We start from the raw sequence: 19,703 nt of genomic DNA on the forward strand, positions 1-19,703 counted from the left end.
CTTCGCCCGCTATGACAACAAGTGAGGTCTTTATGGACTTTAATCTCAACGAAGATCAACAGGCTTTTGCCGAAACCGCCTATCAGTTTGCCATGAGCGAACTGGCGCCCCATGCCGCTGAATGGGATCAGAAACATATTTTCCCTAAAGACGTGATTAAAAAAGCCGGTGAGCTGGGCTTTTGTGGCCTATATACGCCGGAAGAAGCGGGCGGCCTGGGTCTGTCGCGTCTTGATTCAAGCATTATCTTTGAACAATTGTCGATGGGCTGTACGGCCACAACGGCGATGCTGACCATACACAATATGGCCACCTGGATGATTGCCAGCTTCGCCACTCAGGCGGTAAAGGATCAGTACATGGACCAACTAGTGATGGGTGAGCTACTGGCATCTTACTGCCTGACCGAACCAGGCTCAGGCTCTGATGCGGCATCACTGAAAACCAAAGCGGTACTCGAAGGCGATGAGTATGTCCTGAATGGGTCAAAAATGTTTATCTCGGGCGCGGGTGAAACCGATGTGCTGGTGGTAATGGCACGTACCGGAGAAGACGGTCCTAAAGGCATTTCTGCCTTTGTTGTGCCGGCTGATGCCGAGGGCGTTATCTATGGTAAAGCCGAAGAGAAAATGGGCTGGAATGCGCAGCCAACCCGCCTGGTGACATTCGAAAATGTTCGTATTCCGGCGGCTAACCTGATGGGCAAAGAAGGTGAAGGCTTTAAATTTGCCATGCAGGGCCTGGATGGCGGACGTATTAACATTGCAACTTGTTCAATTGGTACTGCACAACAGGCGCTGAACACAGCAAAAGAATATATGCAGGAGCGCCAGCAGTTTGGTAAGCCCCTCGCGGCATTCCAGGCACTTCAGTTTAAGATTGCCGATATGAACACGGAACTGGTTGCCGCGCGTCAGATGGTCCGTCTGGCTGCGTTCAAACTGGACAGCAACGACAGTGAAAAAACCACTTACTGTGCCATGGCTAAACGCTTTGCGACTGACGTCGGTACTAAGGTTTGTGATGATGCATTACAGATCCACGGTGGTTATGGCTACATCAAAGAATACCCACTTGAGCGCCACCTGCGTGATGTACGCGTTCACCAAATCCTGGAAGGCACCAATGAGATCATGCGGGTGATCATTGCACGCCGAATTCTAGCCGAAGGCGCAGCTAGCGTACTGTAGAGGAGCATCATTATGTCAGCACAATTGAAACTCGAAAAACAAGGTCATATTGCGGTTGTGACTATGTCCAACCCACCAGCAAACACCTGGACTCGCGATACTTTGGTTGGTCTGAAGGAGCTGGTAACAGAGCTTAATGCCGATAAAAACATTTACTCTTTGGTGATCACTGGGGAAGGTGAAAAGTTCTTCTCAGCGGGCGCTGATCTGAATGTATTTGCCGATGGTGACAAAGGCGTTGCGGCGGACATGTCTCGCGTATTTGGTGAAGCGTTTGAAACCCTGAGTGATTTCCGTGGTGTGTCTATTGCAGCCATTAATGGCTTCGCAATGGGCGGTGGTCTGGAAGTCGCGCTGGCCTGTGATATTCGTATTGCAGAAGCACAGGCTCAAATGGCTCTGCCAGAAGCCAAAGTTGGCCTGTTACCTTGTGCAGGTGGCACACAAAACCTGTCATGGCTGGTCGGTGAAGGCTGGGCGAAGCGTATGATCTTATGTGGTGAGCGCCTTAAAGCCGACAAAGCTCAGCAGATTGGACTGGTTGAAGAAGTGGTTGAGCAAGGCAAAGCGCTGGAAGCTGCACTTGAGCTGGCTAAGAAAGTTGAAGATCAAAGCCCGGTGGCTGTGACCGCTTGTAAAGCCCTGATCCAAAAAGGTCGCTCAGGTACTATCAACAGCGCATTGCCGCTTGAGCGCGAGCTGTTCGTGACTTTGTTCGACACGCAAGATCAAAAAGAGGGCGTCAATGCCTTCTTGGAAAAACGTAAAGCAAACTGGGTGAATGGCTAATGGTTGAATTACAGTTACTGAACCAGGCAGATGCCCCAGTGGTATTTGAGTTGGCGCACTGTAATAACGGCATGAAGGTGGCGGTTGCCACCCTCAATGCGCCAAAAGCACTCAATGCACTGAACTTGGGAATGATCCGCTTATTGGATCCACAGCTTAAGGCCTGGGCTGAAGACGAGCAGATAGCTATGGTGCTGCTCAAAGGCGCAGGTGAAAAAGCCTTTTGTGCCGGTGGTGATGTGGTTAGTCTGTACAACGCGATGGCTGCCGAAGATGGCAATAATCATCTGGAAGTTTTCTTTTCCGAGGAATATCGCCTCGATTACCACATCCACAATTATGATAAACCGATCCTGCTTTGGGGCAATGGTATCATCATGGGTGGCGGTCTTGGTCTGATGGCCGGTGCCAGTCATCGTGTGGTGACCGAGTCATCACGTATTGCGATGCCCGAAATCACCATTGGCTTGTATCCGGATGTTGGCGGCAGCTACTTCCTGAACAAGATGCCTGCGGGTGTTGGTTTATTCCTTGGCCTTACGGGTGCTTCCATCAATGCCACCGATGCCAAATTTGTTGGCCTGGCCGATCATTATATGGATGGCGAGCGCCTGGATATGCTGCTGCATAACCTCAGTGAAGTAAACTGGGGCAAAACCAATGTGCTTAATCATGAGAAGCTGACTCAGTTACTGATTTCGCTTGATGAAGCATCGCACATTCCGCCGCGCAGCGAAATTAAGCCGCTGGCTGACTCGTTCGCTCAACTTGCCGAGTTTGACACCCTGGAAGCCCAGGTTGAGCATATTCTGGCGCTCGACAGCACAGAGAACAAATGGCTAAGCAAAGCACAAAAAGCCCTCAAGCATGGCTCTCCACTCAGTGCCGTGTTAATCCAGGCACAATTAAATCGTGCTGAAGGCTTGTCACTCAAAGATTGTTTTCAACGCGAGCTGGCAATGTCGGTGCGTTGCGGTGAAGTGGGCGAGTTCCGTGAAGGTGTGCGTGCACTGCTGATTGACAAAGACGGACAGCCACAGTGGCAGTTTAAGACCATTGCGGATGTCGACAGCGCTGTGATCGACAGCTTTTTTGCCCCGCGCTGGGAAGAAAGTGAACATCCTCTGGCTGATCTATAAGGAATAAACACATGGCAAAGATTGGATTTATAGGTTTAGGAAACATGGGCGGCCCGATGGCGGCCAATTTAGTAAAAGCTGGTCATCAGGTGACGGTATTTGATCTAAGCGCAGAGGCAGTGAATCACCTTGTTTCACTGGGTGCTCATGCCGCAGACAAAGTGTCTGACGTGTGTTCAGGTGCCGATTTTGTTGTCAGCATGCTGCCAGCCAGCAAGCACGTTCGTATGATTTATACTGGCGAAGATGGGTTAATCAACTATCTTGAAAAGTCGACGCTGGTGATTGACTGCTCGACAATCGATGCCGAATCCGCGCAGTTTGTTGGTAATACACTGGCTGACGCGGGTATTGCGTTTGTTGATGCGCCCGTTTCAGGCGGTGTTGCCGGGGCTGCGGCAGGTACTTTAACCTTTATCGTGGGTGGCAGTGACGCTGATTTTAACAAAGCACAGACTGTCCTGAACGATATGGGTAAGAATATTTTCCATGCCGGGGCGGTGGGTGCAGGTCAGGTCGCTAAGATCTGTAATAATATGCTGCTATCAATACTCATGGCAGGCACCAGTGAAGCACTGCAAATGGGCGTTGACCACGGCCTTGATCCAAAAGTATTGAGTGAAATCATGCTCAACAGCTCGGGTCGCAACTGGACATTGGAGTTATACAACCCGTGTCCGGACGTATTAGAGAATGTGCCTTCGTCAAATGGGTATAAACCAGGTTTTATGGTTGACTTGATGGCCAAAGACTTAGGGTTGGCGATGCAGGCGGCACAGCAAACAAACTCGGCTACGCCGATGGGGGCACTGGCAAAAAATCTCTACAACCTGATGCAGAATCAGGGCAGTGGCAGTGAAGATTTTAGTGCTATTTTTAAACTCTATTCACAAAAGCAGTAACAGAAGCAGGGTTGAAATATCATGGATATAAAGAACAAAACGGTGGTGATCACCGGTGGTGCGCAGGGCCTGGGCTTTGCGATGGCAACGGAAATGGCCAAAATGGGTGCCAAGCTGGCATTGATAGATATGCAGGAAGAGCAGCTGCAAAGTGCAGCCTCTGAGCTCAGAACATTGGATGTTGAAGTAAAAACTTATGTGGCGAATGTGAGCCTGGAGAGCGATGTTGAACAGGTATTCAGCGCCATAGTGGCAGACCTGGGTAATATCGCGGTATTGGTTAATAACGCCGGTATTCTGCGCGATGGCCTGCTGTTGAAAGCCAAAGACGGTGAAGTGACCGATAAAATGTCACTACAGCAGTTCCAGTCCGTACTGGATGTTAACCTGACCGGGGTATTCCTCTGTGGCCGTGAAGCGGCAACTAAGATGGTAGAGGGCCAGAAAGGGGGCGTTATCATCAATATGTCGAGCGTGGCACGTGCGGGCAATATGGGTCAAACCAACTACTCGGCAGCCAAAGCCGGTGTTGTTGCCATGACCACATCCTGGGCGAAAGAGCTGGGCCGTTACGGTATTCGTGTTGGTGCCATCGCACCGGGCGTGATCCGCACACAGATGACCGACGCAATGAAGCCAGAAGCCAAAGAGCGTCTGCTGAAAATGAAACCTGTTGGACGTCTGGGTGAAGCTGGCGAGATTGCCCACACGGCAAAATACATTATCGAGAATGATTTCTTCACCGGTCGTGTTGTAGAAATTGACGGCGGGATCAGACTCTGATAAATTAATACTTAAGTATCGGTTTGCTTTTATTTTTGACCTAAAACCAATACGAAAGAATTCGCATACTTATGTTCCTTTATCTTCGCAAGAAGAAAGTGTGTTGAATCAAGCGGCAGGCCACGCATACCTGCCGCTTTTTAGTTTCTGGCGCACAAGTGTTTGGCGTATTGGCTTATCTACTTCTTTTCTGAGCATGCCCTTTGCGCTTTGAATATTATTGAAAAATTACATATTCTTTTAACTAATCCATTGCTAAAGTAGCGCCTTACTCACTATTTATCCTTAACGAACAAGGGACGACTTTGATTGATTTTGTAGCCACCTTTATCTTCTTCTTTGCGGTTATCGACCCCATAGGCACGATCCCCGTATTTATTGCGGTTACGCGTGGCTATGATGCCGCAGCGAAACGCAAAATTGCCGTGATTGCGAGTCTGGTTGCTGCGGCTTTGCTGGTGTTTTTTGCTGTGGCGGGTGAGATTCTGCTGACTGCGATGGGGATCCCGCTGGCAGCTTTTCAGATTGCCGGTGGCATTGTGCTGTTCTTATTTGCATTGTCGATGATCTTTGGTGAGAGTAAGCCAGAAGAAGAGGTCCGGTTAATTAAAGACCACCGTGAAACTGCGATATTCCCGTTGGCGGTCCCATCGATCGCTAGCCCAGGTGCAATGCTTGCGTGTGTTTTGTTAACTGAGAATGCGCGTTTTAATATTTTCGAGCAAGTGCAGACGGTGGCTATGATGCTCGTGGTGATTTTACTGACGTTACTACTGATGCTGGTAGCAAGTAGTGTTCATAAGGTCATCGGTAATGCCGGTGCCAGTGTTATCAGTCGGGTAATGGGATTGATATTGGCATCTGTGGCGGTGACCAATGCATTAGCGGGTTTTGTGAGTTACTTCGATAAGTAAAGATTAGCTGGAAAAGCAGCCTGAGGGCTCGGGAAGGGTGGAAAAGCAGCCCAAGGGCTGCTAAACCATAAAGAGGTCGGGTTAGCTGGATTGCTGATTACGTTCTGCCCAAGCTTTGTTAACAGAGCGACGCCATAAGAAGTCAATAACGAAAAAGCCTAGAATCGCAGCCATGCAGGCGCAGATCAACGAGCCGAGCATAAAAGCGGGGCCGATAGTCGACAGGCTCTCTACCAGCCAGCTCCAGCTGGCTTCAAAATGAAACGGTTGCTCCTCCTGACCGAGTGCAAACGCACCCACCTGATAGGATGCATAGAAAATGGGAGGCATAGTTAGTGGGTTAGTGATCCACACCAGCGCGATTGACAAGGGGAGATTAACACGAAAAGGAATAGCCAGGGCGGCTGCAAGAACCATTTGAAAAGGAACAGGGATGAACGCAAAGAACAGGCCAACGGAAAAGGCCCCACGCGCCGAGCGGCGATTTAAATGCCAAAGATTTGCATCATGTAACAAACTACCGAATATTTTCAGCGATTTTTGCTGTTTGATCTTATTGTGATCGGGTAGAAACCGTTGGATCGTCTTCTTTGGCATGTTAAGCAACCATTTACATCGATATTGATCTGCTGCGGCCTGATCAGCGGGTGCCTGATCTCAGTATTTTATCTGGGTCAGTGGCAGTGGTTAGTCTGCTCAGGCGTGCTCCTTTTTCTCTGCGGGTATTTTAAGACTTTTTCGAGTGTTTTGGCAGGTTTTATTTTAGGTATTTTTGTGACGATTTGTCACTATTGGCTGGTTTATGCGCCGCCGCTTGCTGAAAAAGGCTTAGAGCAGGACATTGAGGTGGTCGGTACTGTGAGCAAAGTCATTGGTACAGGTGCAAACCCTTATGTCACCCTTGAGCTGGCAAGCATAGGCCAATATACGGTGCCCTGGTATCGCCGTGTTCGTGCAAATGTATCACTAAGTGGCGCGTTGCCCGATGACTTACAAGGCGCAACACTGGCAGGCATGGTGACACTTAAACCATTTCGCAGTCGAAAGAACTTCTCGGTATTTGACGCTGAGCTTTATGCCTTTCGTCATCAGATATTCTACAAAGGCCGCATGTCTGTGGAGGATGTAAGGTACGAACATAGCGAACGCTTGCGGACGACCTATCGCACTTGGGTGTCACAGGCGCTGGATGGGTTGCATTTTAGCTGGTTTTACTATGTGATACTGACGGGAGATAAGAGCGCGGTACCGCAAGCCGATAAAGCTTACTTTCAATCGCTGGGTCTCAGTCATTTGCTGGCCATTTCCGGCCTGCATGTGGCCATTGTATTTGCGCTGAGCTTTGCTCTGTGCAAACTTGTCCTGGCTTTAATATGGTCGCGTTTGGCTCAGCATCATAATTATCAGCTGGGCTATTTTACCTTTGCGCTGCTCTTAAGCGGGGTCTATGTCTGGCTCAGTGGTATGCAGGTGTCGGCGCAGCGCGCCTGGTTAATGGCCTTGCTGGGCGCATGTTGTTTTTTGTTTGCCCGGCACCTGAGCCCTGCGCGAACCCTAATCTATGCTCTGACGGTGATCTTAATTGCCAATCCCTTTGCCGTGCTCAACCTGGGGCTGTATTTTTCGTTCTTTGCGGTGGCCACTATTTTTATGGTGTTTCGCAGCACAGCGCGTGACTCAGAGCGCCTGTCCCGAGTTAAGCTGCTGTTATATTTACAATGTGCCTTATTTGCAGCTCTGTTACCGCTTACCCTTTATTCCTATCATGGCTTTAGCATGAGCAGCATACCGATCAACCTGGTGGTCATTCCATTGTTGTCGGTAGTGATTTTTCCGCTGCTGTTGATGCATCTGCTCATCGTAATGGCCACGGGCTGGGCCGTTTTAGCTGTACCAGATGCCATGCTCAACTCGGCCTATCAGTGGCTAAACGCTTTTCCTTACCACTGGTGGCATACTGGCGCGATAGCACCAGAGCTGGTGATACTAAGCTACTTAGCATTACTACTGTGTCTTAGCACCTTAACCCGGCCATTTGCCTGGGTCCCTGTGTCTGCCGCCCTGATGGTCAACCTCACCGAGCGTACACCCGACTGGCAGGTGGACGTTTTTGATGTTGGACATGGCACAGCGGTACTGGTATCTGCTCAGGGCAATGGCGTGCTGATAGACCTCGGCGCCAGTTATTTTTCGCGCTATTCGTTGTTTGAAAATGTGATCAAGCCTTATTTGCAGGCGCATCGCATCACCCTTGTGCATACTGTGATCAGCCATGATGACAGTGATCATAATGGCGGGCTCGCTGATCTGTATCGTTACGATGGTGGCCGTTCACTTGAGCAGTTTCATCAGGGAGACGGTAAGGCGTTGTGCAGTTTAAAAGCTGTCATTATGGAGAATCTAACCATAGAGTCGCTCTGGCCGGTAGAGCCGATGAACAGCGACAATAACAATTCCTGTGTGGTGAGGATAAGTGATGGCACGACCCGGTTGTTATTGCCCGGAGACATAGAGCAGGTGGCAGAACATGCACTGTTGGTACGACAACGGGAAAAGATGCCAGCAGATATACTGATTGCCCCGCATCATGGCAGTAACACGTCGTCCAGCATGGCGTTTGTCTCTGCCGTTGCTCCGAGGTGGGTCGTGTTTTCACGGGGATACTACTCGCCATGGCGTTTGCCGCACGAGGACGTTGTTGAGCGATACCAGTCAATCTACAGTCGTATGCTGGATACGGCCGAAGAAGGTCAGATCCGATTCAAAATAACCGGGACAGAAGTTCAACTGGAAACCGCCCGGGACAGGAAAAGTTTTTGGTTCTTAAGATAATGCATTCAGTTTTGCCATCAGTACAGCTACAATACGCGGGTTATGACGTACCAGAGAGACACTATGCAACAATCCGCCAAGCAGATCTACAAGCGGCTTCTGAGTTACACCTTCGACTTTAAAGTGCCGGCCCTGTTTGCCATTATTGGCATGCTCGGTTACGCCGCTATGGATGCGCTGTTCGTTCAGTTAATGCAGCCGTTTATTGACGATGGTCTGACAGAGCGCAACGCCGAAGTGTTAAAAATGGCGCCCATCGTGGTGGTGTTGCTGGTTATTGGGCGCGGTATTTTCAATTATATGGCGTCGTATTGTCTGAGCTACGTGGGCTCTCAGGTGGTGAGAAAACTACGTCAGTCTTTGTTTGAGCACATGCTGTTTTTGCCGGTGAGCTTTCACGATCAACATTCTAACGGCGAAATGATCTCAAAAATCACCTTTGATACTGAACAAGTGCAACAGGCTATAACCCGTGCCTTACAGGTAATGATCCGTGAAGGGGCCTTTGTACTATTTTTGCTGGTGGTGATGTTCAACGCCAGTTGGCAGTTGTCTTTGATATTCTTAGTGGTGATCCCTATCGTCGGCGTGATAGTGAATCTGGTTTCCAAGCGTTTTCGGAAAATTTCAAAGAATATTCAGGATGCCATGGGGGAGGTGACTCGCAGTTCAGAGCAAATGCTGGCCGGGCATAAAGTGATCCATGGCTTCGGTGGTCAGGACAAAGAGATAAGTCATTTTGCCGATGTGAACAACCGCAATCGTCAGCAACGTGTAAAGATGGATGCAACGCGCGCACTGAGCGTGTCGGTGATCCAAATTATTGCAGCCAGCGCCATGGCATTGATCCTGGCCATCATCGCGATGCCAGAAATGATAGACACCATCTCCTCGGGCACCTTTGTGTCGCTGACGACCTCTATGATGATGATGCTCAGACCGCTTAAACAGCTGGCGAATGTGAACAGTGATTTGCAGCGCGGTATTGCTGCAGCGACCAGTATTTTTGAAATTCTGGATAAAGAGCAGGAAAAGAACACTGGTAAGCTTGAGGCGGACAGCGTTAAGGGTGAAATTGCAGTTTCAGGCGTGACCTTCCGTTACCCGGGCAAAGACGAAGCCGTCATTAAATCTTTATCATTACAAATTCAGGCTGGCCAGAGTATCGCGCTGGTGGGCCGCAGTGGTTCAGGTAAGTCGACTTTATCGAACCTGCTGCCGCGCTTTTACGACTGGGATGAAGGAGAGATCACCCTCGATGGAGTGAAACTCCAGGACTACACGCTGTCTTCGCTGCGTAAACAGTTTGCACTTGTGTCGCAGCAGGTAGTGCTGTTTAACGACACTATTGCCAATAACATCATGTATGGACTGGAGCGCGCTTATTCTCAGGAGGAGTTAGAAGAAGTGGCGAAACAGGCCCATGTCTGGGAGTTTGTTAAAGACTTGCCTGAGGGTTTGAATACTATGGTGGGTGAAAACGGTGTCATGCTTTCCGGCGGGCAGCGTCAGCGCATTGCCATCGCCCGCGCGATTGTTAAAAACGCACCTATTTTGATTCTCGATGAAGCGACTTCGGCACTGGATACCGAGTCGGAACGGTTGATCCAGCAAGCGCTCGACAACCTGATGAAAGATAAAACCTCCATTGTGATAGCACATCGCCTGTCTACCATTGAACAGTCAGACTGTATCTATGTGCTCGACCAGGGTCGTATTGTCGAGCAGGGTAAACACCAGGCACTGCTTGAGCAAAAGGGCATTTATGCCGCGTTATGCCAGATGCAATACGGTGAGCAGGCATGAATCGCTTAGAGCGCAGCTGGTATCAGCCATTAGGGCTGTTAAATATCTTACTGCTGCCTTTGTCAGGTCTATTTTGGTTACTGAGCTCACTGCGCAGGGGGCTGTTTAAGCTGGGCCTCAAGCGTGTCTATAAAGCGCCAGTGCCGGTGATCATCGTTGGTAATATCGGCATAGGTGGCAACGGTAAAACACCGTTCGTGTTGTGGCTGGTGCCATACCTTGAGTCTTTGGGCCTGAAAGTAGCCGTGATCAGCCGGGGCTATGGTGCAAAGCCTCCCAGTCTGCCATATCGGGTGGCAGATAACAGCTGCGCCGTAGAAGCAGGCGATGAGCCGTTATTGATATACAAGCGGCTGGGTTGCCCGGTGATGATAGGTGGCGACCGCCAGGCCAGCATTGAAATGCTTATGCGTGAAGACAAGCCGGATATTATCGTCAGCGATGATGGCCTGCAGCATTACCAGCTGGCGCGGGATATCGAGATTTGTATTGTTGATGCACAACGCCGTTTTGGCAACGGTCTGCTGCTACCGGCCGGTCCTTTACGCGAAACATCAGGGCGTCTCAAGCACACAGATCTGGTTGTCTATAATGGAGAATCAGACGGGGTTGGTTATGAGCTGGCTCGCAGTGGCTATTTCAGCGTGAAAGACAATCAGGCGGTTGCGCAAACCGCCGGGCAGGGCGTTGCCGTAAGCGCCATTGGTAACCCGCAGCGATTTGAACAGTCCTTGCGCTCAGATGGCATTGAACTGACCGCTACACTGCATTTTGCCGATCACCATGCTTACAGCGCAGCCGACTTTGCCACGTGCGAAGATCAGGCTGTCTTTATGACCGAAAAAGACGCCGTAAAATGCCAGTCATTCGGCAAAGAAAATTGGTATTATTTAAAAGTAGAAGCCCAGCCCAGTGCTGCGCTTACACAACAACTGAATTCGTTATTAAAACAAAAAGGGATAGTCAACCATGGCCTTTGACACTAAATTACTCGAGATTATTGCTTGTCCGGTTTGCAAAGGAAAACTGAGATTTGACAAAGACAATCAGGAGCTGATCAGCACGGCTGCTAAGCTGGCTTACCCTGTCAGAAACGACATTCCAGTGCTACTGGAAAACGAAGCGCGTGAATTATCCCTTGATGAGGTTGAAAAGTGGAATTCATAGTCGTTATTCCGGCGCGTTACGCCTCAACTCGCCTGCCTGGTAAACCGCTTGCTGACATTTGTGGTAAACCCATGATCCAGCATGTGTTCGAGCAGGCGCAAAAGTCTGGCGCCAAAGCCGTTTACATCGCGACCGACAACACTCAGGTGTTTGAGCGCGCTAAAGCCTTTACAGAGAACGTACTGATGACCCGAGAAGATCATCAGTCGGGGACTGAGCGCCTTGCAGAGGTGGTTGATCAGCTTGGCCTGGCCGACGATACCCTAGTGGTTAATGTGCAGGGCGATGAGCCCTTGTTAGCGCCGGAAAACATCACCCAGGTGGCGACCTTACTGCATAAAGCTCAGGAAGCGCCGATGGCTACGCTGAGCGTTGATGTAACGGATGTGCAGGAAGTACTGAATCCCAATGCCGTTAAAGTGGTCCAGGATGCCCATCACAATGCGTTGTACTTTTCACGCGCTTCCATCCCGTTTCAGCGTGACAGCATGATGGAACTGGATGAGAGCAAAATTCCACTGGCACATTTTCAACGTCATGTGGGTATTTATGCCTATCGCGCCGGTTTCATTAAAACCTATCTGGCCTTACCTGTTTCTCCGCTGGAAGGGCAGGAATCGCTTGAGCAATTGCGTGTGCTATACCACGGTTATCGTATTAAAATTGCCAAGGCTTGCCGCCCGGTTTATGCCGGGGTTGATACACCGGAAGATTTAAAAAGAGTCGTAGAGTACCTCAATGGTTCCCTTTGAGGTGATTGCCAGTCACCCGGATTTTGTGGTGGCACATAAGCCCGCTGGGGTGAGTTTTCACAGTGAAGAGGAAAGCGGCTTTGTTGCTTTATTGGCTGAGCAGCTGGGTGAGCAGCTTTACCCGGTTCACCGACTCGATAAGGTAACGTCCGGTTTACTGGTGCTGGCTCGCTCAAGTCATGCCGCTGCCAGGCTGACTGAGTTGTTTACCAATCGCGCCGTGGATAAGTTCTATCTGGCGCTGATTGATAGCAAACCGAAAAAGAAGCAAGGCTGGGTTAAAGGCGACATGGCCAAATCCCGACGCGGCACGTATAAGTTGTTAACCAGTCAGGACAACCCGGCAGTTACGCGCTTTTACAGTGCCAGCATAGCACCGGGTCTCAGAGCCTGTTTACTCAAGCCATACAGCGGCAAAACACATCAGTTACGGGTTGCGCTAAAAAGCTTGTCAGCGCCTATCCTCGGCGATGTCAGCTATGGTGGCAACGAGGCCGACAGAGTTTATCTGCACGCTTACTGCTTGAGCTTTGAGTGGGGCAACGAAAGAATGACATTTTATGCTTTGCCACAGGGCGGAGCACAGTTTGCTGAGCTGGCAGACACAGAAGTAATGCAAAGCTGGGCACAGCCCAGAGAGTTAGAGTGGTAATATGACGCAAGATACATCCTTAAGATTTGGTGGCATCGGCCGCTTGTATGGAGATACAGAGCTAACCTGGCTTGGCGAAGCCAGCTTCTGTGTTATAGGCATTGGCGGCGTGGGTAGCTGGGTTGCAGAGGCTCTGGCGCGTACCGGCATAGGTAAAATTACCCTGATTGATCTGGATGATATCTGTGTCACTAATATCAATCGCCAGCTGCATGCAAAAACTGAAACGATAGGCCAGCCAAAGGTCGAAGCCATGCAGGCGCGTTGTCAGTCAATCAATCCGGATTGTCAGGTTGAGGTGATAGATGATTTTATCACCCTGGATAATATCAAAGAGCATATTCAGGGTTTTGACTATGTCATCGACTGTATTGATGCAGTCAAAGAAAAGGCGGCGCTGATCGCCCACTGTAAACGGCAAAAAATTCCGGTGATCACCACAGGTGGCGCGGGTGGTCAGACAGATCCTAGTCAGATCTGCTATGGGGATGTGGCTAAAACCACCCATGATCCTTTGCTTGCAAAAGTCCGATACCTGCTGCGTAAGCAATACAACTTCACGACCAATCCGAAGCGTAAGTTTGCTGTCGATTGTGTGTATTCGACCGAGCAATTGGTTTATCCAACCGGTGACGGCAGTGTCTGCAAAGCCAAACAAATGGCTGATGGCAGTAAGAATATGGACTGTGCGACCGGATTTGGCTCTGCAACTATGGTAACGGGCAGTTTTGGCTTTTTTGCTGCAGCAAAAGCTATCCGTAAATACTTAGACAAGCGCGCGCGAGAAGCGGGCTAATTCGCGACATGTATCTCAGGTGCTATTGCAGCACCTGAAGCTGTTGATGAATACGCTCTACGATAGCGCGCACCCCATTGCCGCGAGAGGGGCTCAGGTGCTTAATCAGCCCCAGCTTGTCAAACAGCTCATAGGCATCAAGCTTACCTGCTTCTTGCGGTAACTGGTTGTTATAACATGCAAGAATAATTGCCAGTAAACCTTTAACAATGCGGGTGTCAGAATCTGCAATAATGACCAGGTGTTGCTGTTGCTCATCCAGGTCAAGATGTAACCAGACTTTGCTCTCACAACCTTTCACCAACGCAGCATCCGTTTTAAGCGCATCCGGCATGGCCGGAAGTGTCTTGCCCAGTAGCATGATTTCGCGATACTTGCCTTGCCAGGCGCCGTGCTGAGCCAGAGTGTGCTCTATGTGTGATAAGTCCATAATTACTCTTCTAATAAACTGATGGTGTCTTTCAGTGCCACAATAAATCGGCTGATGTCTTGCTGGTTGTTGTAAAACGCCAGGCTGGCACGAATGGTGCCTTCAATGCCCAGATGCGCCATCAGCGGTTGTGTGCAGTGGTGGCCACTTCTGATGGCAATACCATGGGTATTGAGTAAGGTTGCCAGATCGTAATGGTGCTCGTTTTTGTAGCTAAAACTGACGGTGCCGACATTGTTAGCCGTATCGCCCCAAATCCGGATCCCGTCAATTTCGCTTAGTTGCTGAAGCAGGCTCTGATACAGTGATTGCTCATGCCGGAATAATGCTTCATGATCTTGTGCTGCAAGGTAATCAAGGGCTGCGCCAAAGCCGATAACACCGGCAATATTGGGTGTACCGGGCTCAAATTTTTCAGGCGCCGGGCGAAAGGTGGTGCCACTAAAACTGACCGTGTCTATCATTTCGCCGCCGCTTTGATAAACGGGCAGGGCATTGAGCAATTCATAGCGACCATACAGACCACCCAAACCCGTCGGACCCAGTGCTTTGTGTGCAGAAAACACATAAAAATCGCAATCAAGCTGCTGTAAATCGGGGCGCAAATGCAATAAAGATTGGGCTCCATCTACGACCGTAATAGCGCCTGAGTTTTTACTGCTCGCTATCAGCGCTGCCACATCATTGATATTGCCCAGCGCATTAGAGGCATGGCAAATACTCATGACTTTGGGTTTTAAGCTCTCTATCAGCGCTTTAGCTTGTTCAAGCTGGAGAATGCCTTGCGTATCGACGGGCAATAACTCAATGCGTGCACCTGTACGCTGCGCCGCGAGTTGCCATGGCACGATATTGGCGTGATGCTCCAAAGGAGACAACAAAATGACATCGTCTTTTTCAAGCCTGCCGCTCAGGCCATATGCAATTAAATTCAAAGAGGCGGTAGCACCACTGGTCCAGACAATTTCCCGGCTTTGCACATTAAGAAACTGCGCTAATTTGCCCCGTACGGCCTCATAGGCTGTGGTTGCCTGCTCACTCAGTGTGTGTAAACCTCGGTGTACATTGGCATTCTGAGACTGGTAAAAATCCTTTACAGCCTGGATCACCTGATTGGGTTTCTGGGTGGTGGCAGCGGAGTCAAGATAACACAAAGGCTGGTCGTCAACCGACACCTCAAAGATGGGGAAATCACGCCTAAGTTGTGTGCAAGGGTTATCGTTCAAAAGGGTCTCCTACTGCGCCTGAGCAGGCGGATTTTACCGGATTTATATTGGCTTGCAAGTCTGCCTAACGGCCAGACACAAAAAAGGGCTGCCAATGGCAACCCTTTTCAAAGTGTCAGTTAAGCGGTGCCTATCTGTCACCTTCTTTTTTGTAGTCACGTGCAGTGTAACCTGTGTACAGCTGACGTGGACGACCAATCTTGTGACCAGGCTGAGACAGCATTTCGTTCCAGTGTGAGATCCAGCCAACAGTACGAGACATAGCGAAGATCACAGTGAACATGCTGGTCGGAATACCGATAGCCTTCAGGATGATACCTGAGTAGAAGTCAACATTCGGGTACAGCTTCTTCTCAACGAAGTACGGGTCTTCCAGTGCGATCTGCTCAAGCTTCATTGCAACGTCAAGCAATGGATCCTGAATATTCAGCTCTTTCAGAACTTCGTGACAAGTTTGACGCATTACTGTCGCACGCGGGTCGAAGTTTTTGTATACACGGTGACCAAAGCCCATCAGACGGAACGGGTCGTTCTTGTCTTTTGCTTTTGCAACGTATTCGTCGATACGGTCAACAGTACCAATTTCTTCCAGCATGTTCAGACACGCTTCGTTTGCACCACCGTGCGCAGGACCCCACAGTGACGCGATACCCGCTGCGATACACGCATAAGGGTTAGCGCCTGAAGAACCAGCAAGACGTACCGTTGAAGTAGACGCGTTTTGCTCGTGGTCTGCGTGTAGCATGAAGATACGGTCCATAGCTTTGGCCAGTACAGGGTTAACCTTGTACTCTTCTGCTGGGACTGAGAACATCATGTGCAGGAAGTTTTCAGCATAGCTCAGGTCATTACGTGGATATACGAACGGCTGACCTGTGTTGTACTTGTATGCCATCGCAGCAATGGTAGGCAGTTTAGCAACCAGTTTGATTGCACAACGCATACGCTGATCAGCGTCTGAGATGTCCAGGTCGTCGTGATAGAACGAAGACAGTGCACCAACCACACCACACAGCATTGCCATTGGGTGAGAATCAACGCGGAAACCCTGGAAGAAAGACGCAATTTTCTCATGCAGCATAGTGTTGTGCGTGATGTTCTTTGCAAATTCTTCAAGTTGCGCATCGTCTGGTAATTCACCGTTCAGAAGCAGGTAGCACAGCTCAATGTAGTTAGATTGCTCTGCTAATTGCTCGATTGGGTAACCACGGTGTAGTAGTACACCCTTTGCACCATCGATATAAGTAATAGATGATTCGCAAGAGCCAGTCGACATAAAACCAGGGTCGTATGTGAAGAAGCCGTGAGCGCCAAGTGTGCGGACGTCGACTACGTCCTGGCCAGCAGTGCCAGAGTAGATCGGGAGTTCGATCGGATCATGACCATCGATATGGACTGTGGCTTTCTTATCTGCCATCTATTTATCTCCTATGAAATAACAATATTCTGATTGTTATGTTGTGATACTAATGTTAAGCAAATTCAGATCATTCTAACTTAAAATAGGGGTGGAAAGTCAATTTTTCTGAGAATTATGCAGAAATGTATGATAAATATTCTACGCCGTTTAAATATTATACCATCGGCTAATTCGCAAGCGTCTCAATCTAAACAAGAATTGTAAAAGGCCGCTCGGCCTTATATACTATCTACGGTTTTATACCGTGTCGTCTGTGGGTAAACCTATTTTTACATTGGCATTTTCACAAAGTGAACCGCTCAGTGTTTAAACAGGTATATCTAGAGTGTGCCATTTGTGCAACCAGCGCAAGTGGTTTTATAAAAACAAGTAGATGAGCTCCTTTGTGAGCAAGATGGGCAAGTAACTGTGAAAAAGCAAAGACCTGTAAATCTAGATCTTACGACTATATCTATGCCACCTACGGCAAAAGCGTCGATTTTGCACCGTGTAACCGGTGTTGCGTTATTCTTCGCATTGACCTTTGTCATTTGGGCGTGGTCTGAGTCTCTTTCTTCTCCTGAAGGGTTTGAATTTGTCAAAGAGCTAATGACTGGCTTTATTGCGAAATTCATTGCGTGGGGCACCCTGACTGTATTGTCTTACCACATCATTGGCGGCGTACGTCACATGATCCAAGACATGGGTCACTGGGAAGAATTAGAATCGGGCAACACCAGTGCAAAAATCGCATTGGCGCTGTGGGTAATCGTAGCCATCCTGGCAGGAGTGTGGATATGGTCTTAAATCAAGCAACTCTGAAGCGCGACGGTGTGCAAGACTATGTGTCATTGCGCGCGACTGCACTAATCATCCTGGCTTATTCGGTATTTATCGTTGGCTATTTTCTGCTGACGCCCGAAATCAGCTATGAAGCCTGGACAGGTTTATTCTCAAACCTGGCTGTTAAAGCGGCAACTTTCATTACACTGGTATGCATCATGGTCCACACTCGCATTGGTTTGTGGCAGGTTCTGACGGACTACGTTAAGTGTTCAACGATGCGTTCTGTGCTGGGCTTTGTACTTAATCTGATGGCACTGGCGTATGTTGCTGTTGGCCTGTTTGTATTGTGGGGTGTTTAAGTGAAATATAATGTTCGTGAATTTGACGCTGTTGTAGTTGGCGCCGGTGGTGCTGGCATGCGTGCAGCGCTTGCGATTTCTGAGTCAGGCAAAACTTGTGCATTGATCTCTAAAGTATTCCCGACACGTTCTCATACGGTATCTGCGCAGGGCGGTATCACAGTTGCGCTGGGTAACTCCCACGAAGACAACTGGGAATGGCACATGTACGACACGGTAAAGGGTTCTGATTACATTGGTGACCAGGATGCCATCGAATACATGACCAAAACGGGTCCAGAGGCAATCACTGAACTTGAAAACATGGGTTTGCCTTTCTCTCGTTTTGAGAACGGCCGTGTTTATCAGCGTCCTTTCGGTGGTCAGTCTAAGAATTTTGGTGGTGAGCAGGCTGCACGTACGGCAGCAGCGGCAGACCGTACAGGTCACGCATTGCTACACTGCTTGTACCAACAAAACGTTAAGAACAAAACCAACGTTTTCTCTGAGTGGTACGCACTTGATTTGGTTAAAAACGACAAAGGCGACGTAGTCGGTGTTACTGCAATCGACATCGAAAGCGGCGAAGTTGTTTATTTCAAGTCGAAAGCGGTTGTATTGGCAACCGGTGGTGCAGGTCGTATCTACGCATCAACTACTAACGCACACATCAACACTGGTGACGGTGTTGGTATGGCGGTTCGTGCTGGCATTTCTATGCAGGACATGGAAATGTGGCAGTTCCACCCAACTGGTATCGCGGGTGCGGGTACGCTGGTAACTGAAGGTTGTCGTGGTGAAGGTGGTTACCTTCTGAATAAAGACGGCGAGCGTTTCATGGAACGTTATGCGCCTAACGCGAAAGATCTGGCGGGTCGTGACGTTGTTGCACGTGCAATGATGACCGAAATCCGTGAAGGCCGTGGTTGTGAAGGCCCTTGGGGTACTCACATTAAGCTTAAGCTTGACCACCTTGGTGAAGAAATGCTTAACCTGCGTCTGCCTGGCGTATGTGACCTGTCTAAGACATTTGCTCACGTTGACCCAGCTAAAGAGCCAATTCCGGTTATCCCAACCTGTCACTACATGATGGGTGGTGTACCGACCAACGTAAATGGTCAGGTACTGAACGTGAATGAAAACGGCGAAGAGCGCATCATTGAAGGTCTGTTCGCGGTTGGTGAAATTGCGTGTGTATCTGTACACGGTGCAAACCGTCTGGGTGGTAACTCACTGCTTGACCTGGTTGTATTCGGTCGTGCGGCTGGTAACTTCCTGGGTACTTACCTGCAAGGCTTCGAGTCTACAGGTGATGCATCTTCTGACGACGTTGAGCAGGCATTTGCACGCTTTAACCGTTGGGAGTCTTCAGAGAAAGGCAAAGGCGAAGATCCGGTTCAGATCAAGAAAGATCTACAAGAATGTATGCAGCTTAACTTCTCGGTATTCCGTGAAGGTGATGCGATGGCGGACGGCCTTAAAGAGCTTAAAGAAATCCGTGAACGTCTTAAGTTTGCGCGTCTTGACGACAAGTCTACTGAGTTCAACACCCAGCGTATCGAGTGCTTAGAGCTAGATAACCTGATGGAAACAGCTTACTCAACAGCCGTTGCTGCTAACTTCCGTACAGAAAGCCGTGGTGCACACTCTCGCTTTGACTTCCCTGAGCGTGACGATGAGAACTGGCTGTGCCACTCTCTGCATCACCCAGAGTCAGACACGATGACTAAGCGTGAAGTAAACTTTGCGCCTAAGACACGTGAAGCATTCCCACCGAAAGCACGTACATACTAGGAGCTAAG

The 19,703-nt window shown here is 49.4% G+C and carries 20 protein-coding genes; 16 read left to right on the forward strand and 4 right to left on the reverse strand.

Translation table 11 applies throughout. The features are described from left to right. The first annotated feature begins 32 nt into the window (after positions 1-32). The 6 genes from CWB99_RS10130 to CWB99_RS10155 all read left to right on the forward strand — a co-directional run bounded on the left by CWB99_RS10130 (position 33) and on the right by CWB99_RS10155 (position 5,717). The gene (locus tag CWB99_RS10130) at positions 33-1,190 is read left to right on the forward strand and encodes an acyl-CoA dehydrogenase family protein (RefSeq protein WP_046003797.1); all 1,158 of its coding nucleotides are present in this window, start codon (positions 33-35) and stop codon (positions 1,188-1,190) included. 12 nt (positions 1,191-1,202) lie between these two features. Next, on the forward strand, positions 1,203-1,979 hold the full coding sequence (locus tag CWB99_RS10135) for an enoyl-CoA hydratase (protein WP_138551268.1): 777 nt from the start codon (positions 1,203-1,205) through the stop codon (positions 1,977-1,979). After that, positions 1,979-3,118 carry an enoyl-CoA hydratase/isomerase family protein gene (locus tag CWB99_RS10140; RefSeq protein ID WP_138551267.1) on the forward strand — a complete coding sequence of 380 codons (1,140 nt, stop codon included), beginning with the start codon at positions 1,979-1,981 and terminating at the stop codon, positions 3,116-3,118. The genes CWB99_RS10135 and CWB99_RS10140 overlap by 1 nt, the downstream gene beginning before the upstream one ends. An 11-nt stretch (positions 3,119-3,129) precedes the next feature. Continuing rightward, complete coding sequence (mmsB, locus tag CWB99_RS10145) at positions 3,130-4,020, forward strand: 3-hydroxyisobutyrate dehydrogenase (RefSeq protein WP_138551266.1); 891 nt, start codon at positions 3,130-3,132, stop codon at positions 4,018-4,020. Positions 4,021-4,041: 21 nt separating this feature from the next. After that, complete coding sequence (locus tag CWB99_RS10150) at positions 4,042-4,803, forward strand: SDR family oxidoreductase (RefSeq protein ID WP_138551265.1); 762 nt, start codon at positions 4,042-4,044, stop codon at positions 4,801-4,803. Between the two features lie 305 nt (positions 4,804-5,108). Continuing rightward, a complete protein-coding gene (locus CWB99_RS10155) occupies positions 5,109-5,717 on the forward strand; it encodes a MarC family protein (protein WP_138551264.1) in 609 nt (202 codons plus the stop codon). An 81-nt stretch (positions 5,718-5,798) separates the two neighbouring features. Here the strand turns inward: CWB99_RS10155 and CWB99_RS10160 are convergent, their stop codons facing one another. Next, positions 5,799-6,314 carry a DUF2062 domain-containing protein gene (locus tag CWB99_RS10160; RefSeq protein WP_054016879.1) on the reverse strand — a complete coding sequence of 172 codons (516 nt, stop codon included), beginning with the start codon at positions 6,312-6,314 and terminating at the stop codon, positions 5,799-5,801. A gap of 24 nt (positions 6,315-6,338) precedes the next feature. On the opposite strand from CWB99_RS10160, the gene CWB99_RS10165 reads away from it, so the two are divergent. The 7 genes from CWB99_RS10165 to tcdA all read left to right on the forward strand — a co-directional run bounded on the left by CWB99_RS10165 (position 6,339) and on the right by tcdA (position 13,722). After that, positions 6,339-8,549 carry a DNA internalization-related competence protein ComEC/Rec2 gene (locus tag CWB99_RS10165; protein WP_283235359.1) on the forward strand — a complete coding sequence of 737 codons (2,211 nt, stop codon included), beginning with the start codon at positions 6,339-6,341 and terminating at the stop codon, positions 8,547-8,549. 63 nt (positions 8,550-8,612) lie between these two features. Next, positions 8,613-10,355, forward strand: coding sequence for a lipid A export permease/ATP-binding protein MsbA (msbA, locus tag CWB99_RS10170; RefSeq protein ID WP_138551262.1), 1,743 nt, complete (start codon positions 8,613-8,615; stop codon positions 10,353-10,355). Next, the gene (lpxK, locus tag CWB99_RS10175; protein ID WP_138551261.1) at positions 10,352-11,335 is read left to right on the forward strand and encodes a tetraacyldisaccharide 4'-kinase; all 984 of its coding nucleotides are present in this window, start codon (positions 10,352-10,354) and stop codon (positions 11,333-11,335) included. The genes msbA and lpxK overlap by 4 nt, the downstream gene beginning before the upstream one ends. Beyond that, positions 11,325-11,522 (forward strand): Trm112 family protein, encoded by a 198-nt coding sequence (locus CWB99_RS10180; RefSeq protein WP_138551260.1) that lies wholly within the window; start codon positions 11,325-11,327, stop codon positions 11,520-11,522. Before lpxK ends, CWB99_RS10180 begins: the two co-directional genes overlap by 11 nt. After that, entirely contained in the window at positions 11,510-12,274 is a 765-nt protein-coding gene (gene kdsB / locus CWB99_RS10185; protein ID WP_138551259.1) for a 3-deoxy-manno-octulosonate cytidylyltransferase, read from the forward strand. The genes CWB99_RS10180 and kdsB overlap by 13 nt, the downstream gene beginning before the upstream one ends. After that, positions 12,261-12,926 (forward strand): TIGR01621 family pseudouridine synthase, encoded by a 666-nt coding sequence (locus tag CWB99_RS10190; protein WP_138551258.1) that lies wholly within the window; start codon positions 12,261-12,263, stop codon positions 12,924-12,926. The genes kdsB and CWB99_RS10190 overlap by 14 nt, the downstream gene beginning before the upstream one ends. Before the next feature lies 1 nt (position 12,927). Continuing rightward, positions 12,928-13,722, forward strand: coding sequence for a tRNA cyclic N6-threonylcarbamoyladenosine(37) synthase TcdA (gene tcdA / locus CWB99_RS10195; protein ID WP_138551257.1), 795 nt, complete (start codon positions 12,928-12,930; stop codon positions 13,720-13,722). Between the two features lie 22 nt (positions 13,723-13,744). On the opposite strand, the gene CWB99_RS10200 is transcribed toward tcdA, so the two are convergent. From CWB99_RS10200 to CWB99_RS10210, 3 genes are all read right to left on the reverse strand, one after another. Further along, positions 13,745-14,152: a SufE family protein gene (locus CWB99_RS10200; RefSeq protein ID WP_138551256.1), complete on the reverse strand. Its 408-nt coding sequence runs from the start codon at positions 14,150-14,152 to the stop codon at positions 13,745-13,747. Positions 14,153-14,154: 2 nt separating this feature from the next. Next, positions 14,155-15,378: an aminotransferase class V-fold PLP-dependent enzyme gene (locus CWB99_RS10205; RefSeq protein WP_138551255.1), complete on the reverse strand. Its 1,224-nt coding sequence runs from the start codon at positions 15,376-15,378 to the stop codon at positions 14,155-14,157. A 130-nt stretch (positions 15,379-15,508) separates the two neighbouring features. After that, positions 15,509-16,795: a citrate synthase gene (locus CWB99_RS10210; RefSeq protein WP_046003811.1), complete on the reverse strand. Its 1,287-nt coding sequence runs from the start codon at positions 16,793-16,795 to the stop codon at positions 15,509-15,511. A gap of 411 nt (positions 16,796-17,206) precedes the next feature. On the opposite strand from CWB99_RS10210, the gene sdhC reads away from it, so the two are divergent. From sdhC to sdhA, 3 genes are read left to right on the forward strand one after another with little or no spacing between them, the layout of a single operon-like run. Then, positions 17,207-17,584, forward strand: a complete 378-nt coding sequence (sdhC, locus tag CWB99_RS10215) for a succinate dehydrogenase, cytochrome b556 subunit (protein ID WP_081694265.1) — start codon at positions 17,207-17,209, stop codon at positions 17,582-17,584. Continuing rightward, on the forward strand, positions 17,575-17,922 hold the full coding sequence (sdhD, locus tag CWB99_RS10220) for a succinate dehydrogenase, hydrophobic membrane anchor protein (protein WP_046003812.1): 348 nt from the start codon (positions 17,575-17,577) through the stop codon (positions 17,920-17,922). Before sdhC ends, sdhD begins: the two co-directional genes overlap by 10 nt. Next, positions 17,923-19,695: a succinate dehydrogenase flavoprotein subunit gene (sdhA, locus tag CWB99_RS10225; RefSeq protein WP_010381483.1), complete on the forward strand. Its 1,773-nt coding sequence runs from the start codon at positions 17,923-17,925 to the stop codon at positions 19,693-19,695. Positions 19,696-19,703 lie beyond the last annotated feature (8 nt).

The sequence above is a fragment of the Pseudoalteromonas rubra genome (assembly GCF_005887095.1).
GTDB lineage: Bacteria > Pseudomonadota > Gammaproteobacteria > Enterobacterales > Alteromonadaceae > Pseudoalteromonas > Pseudoalteromonas rubra_E.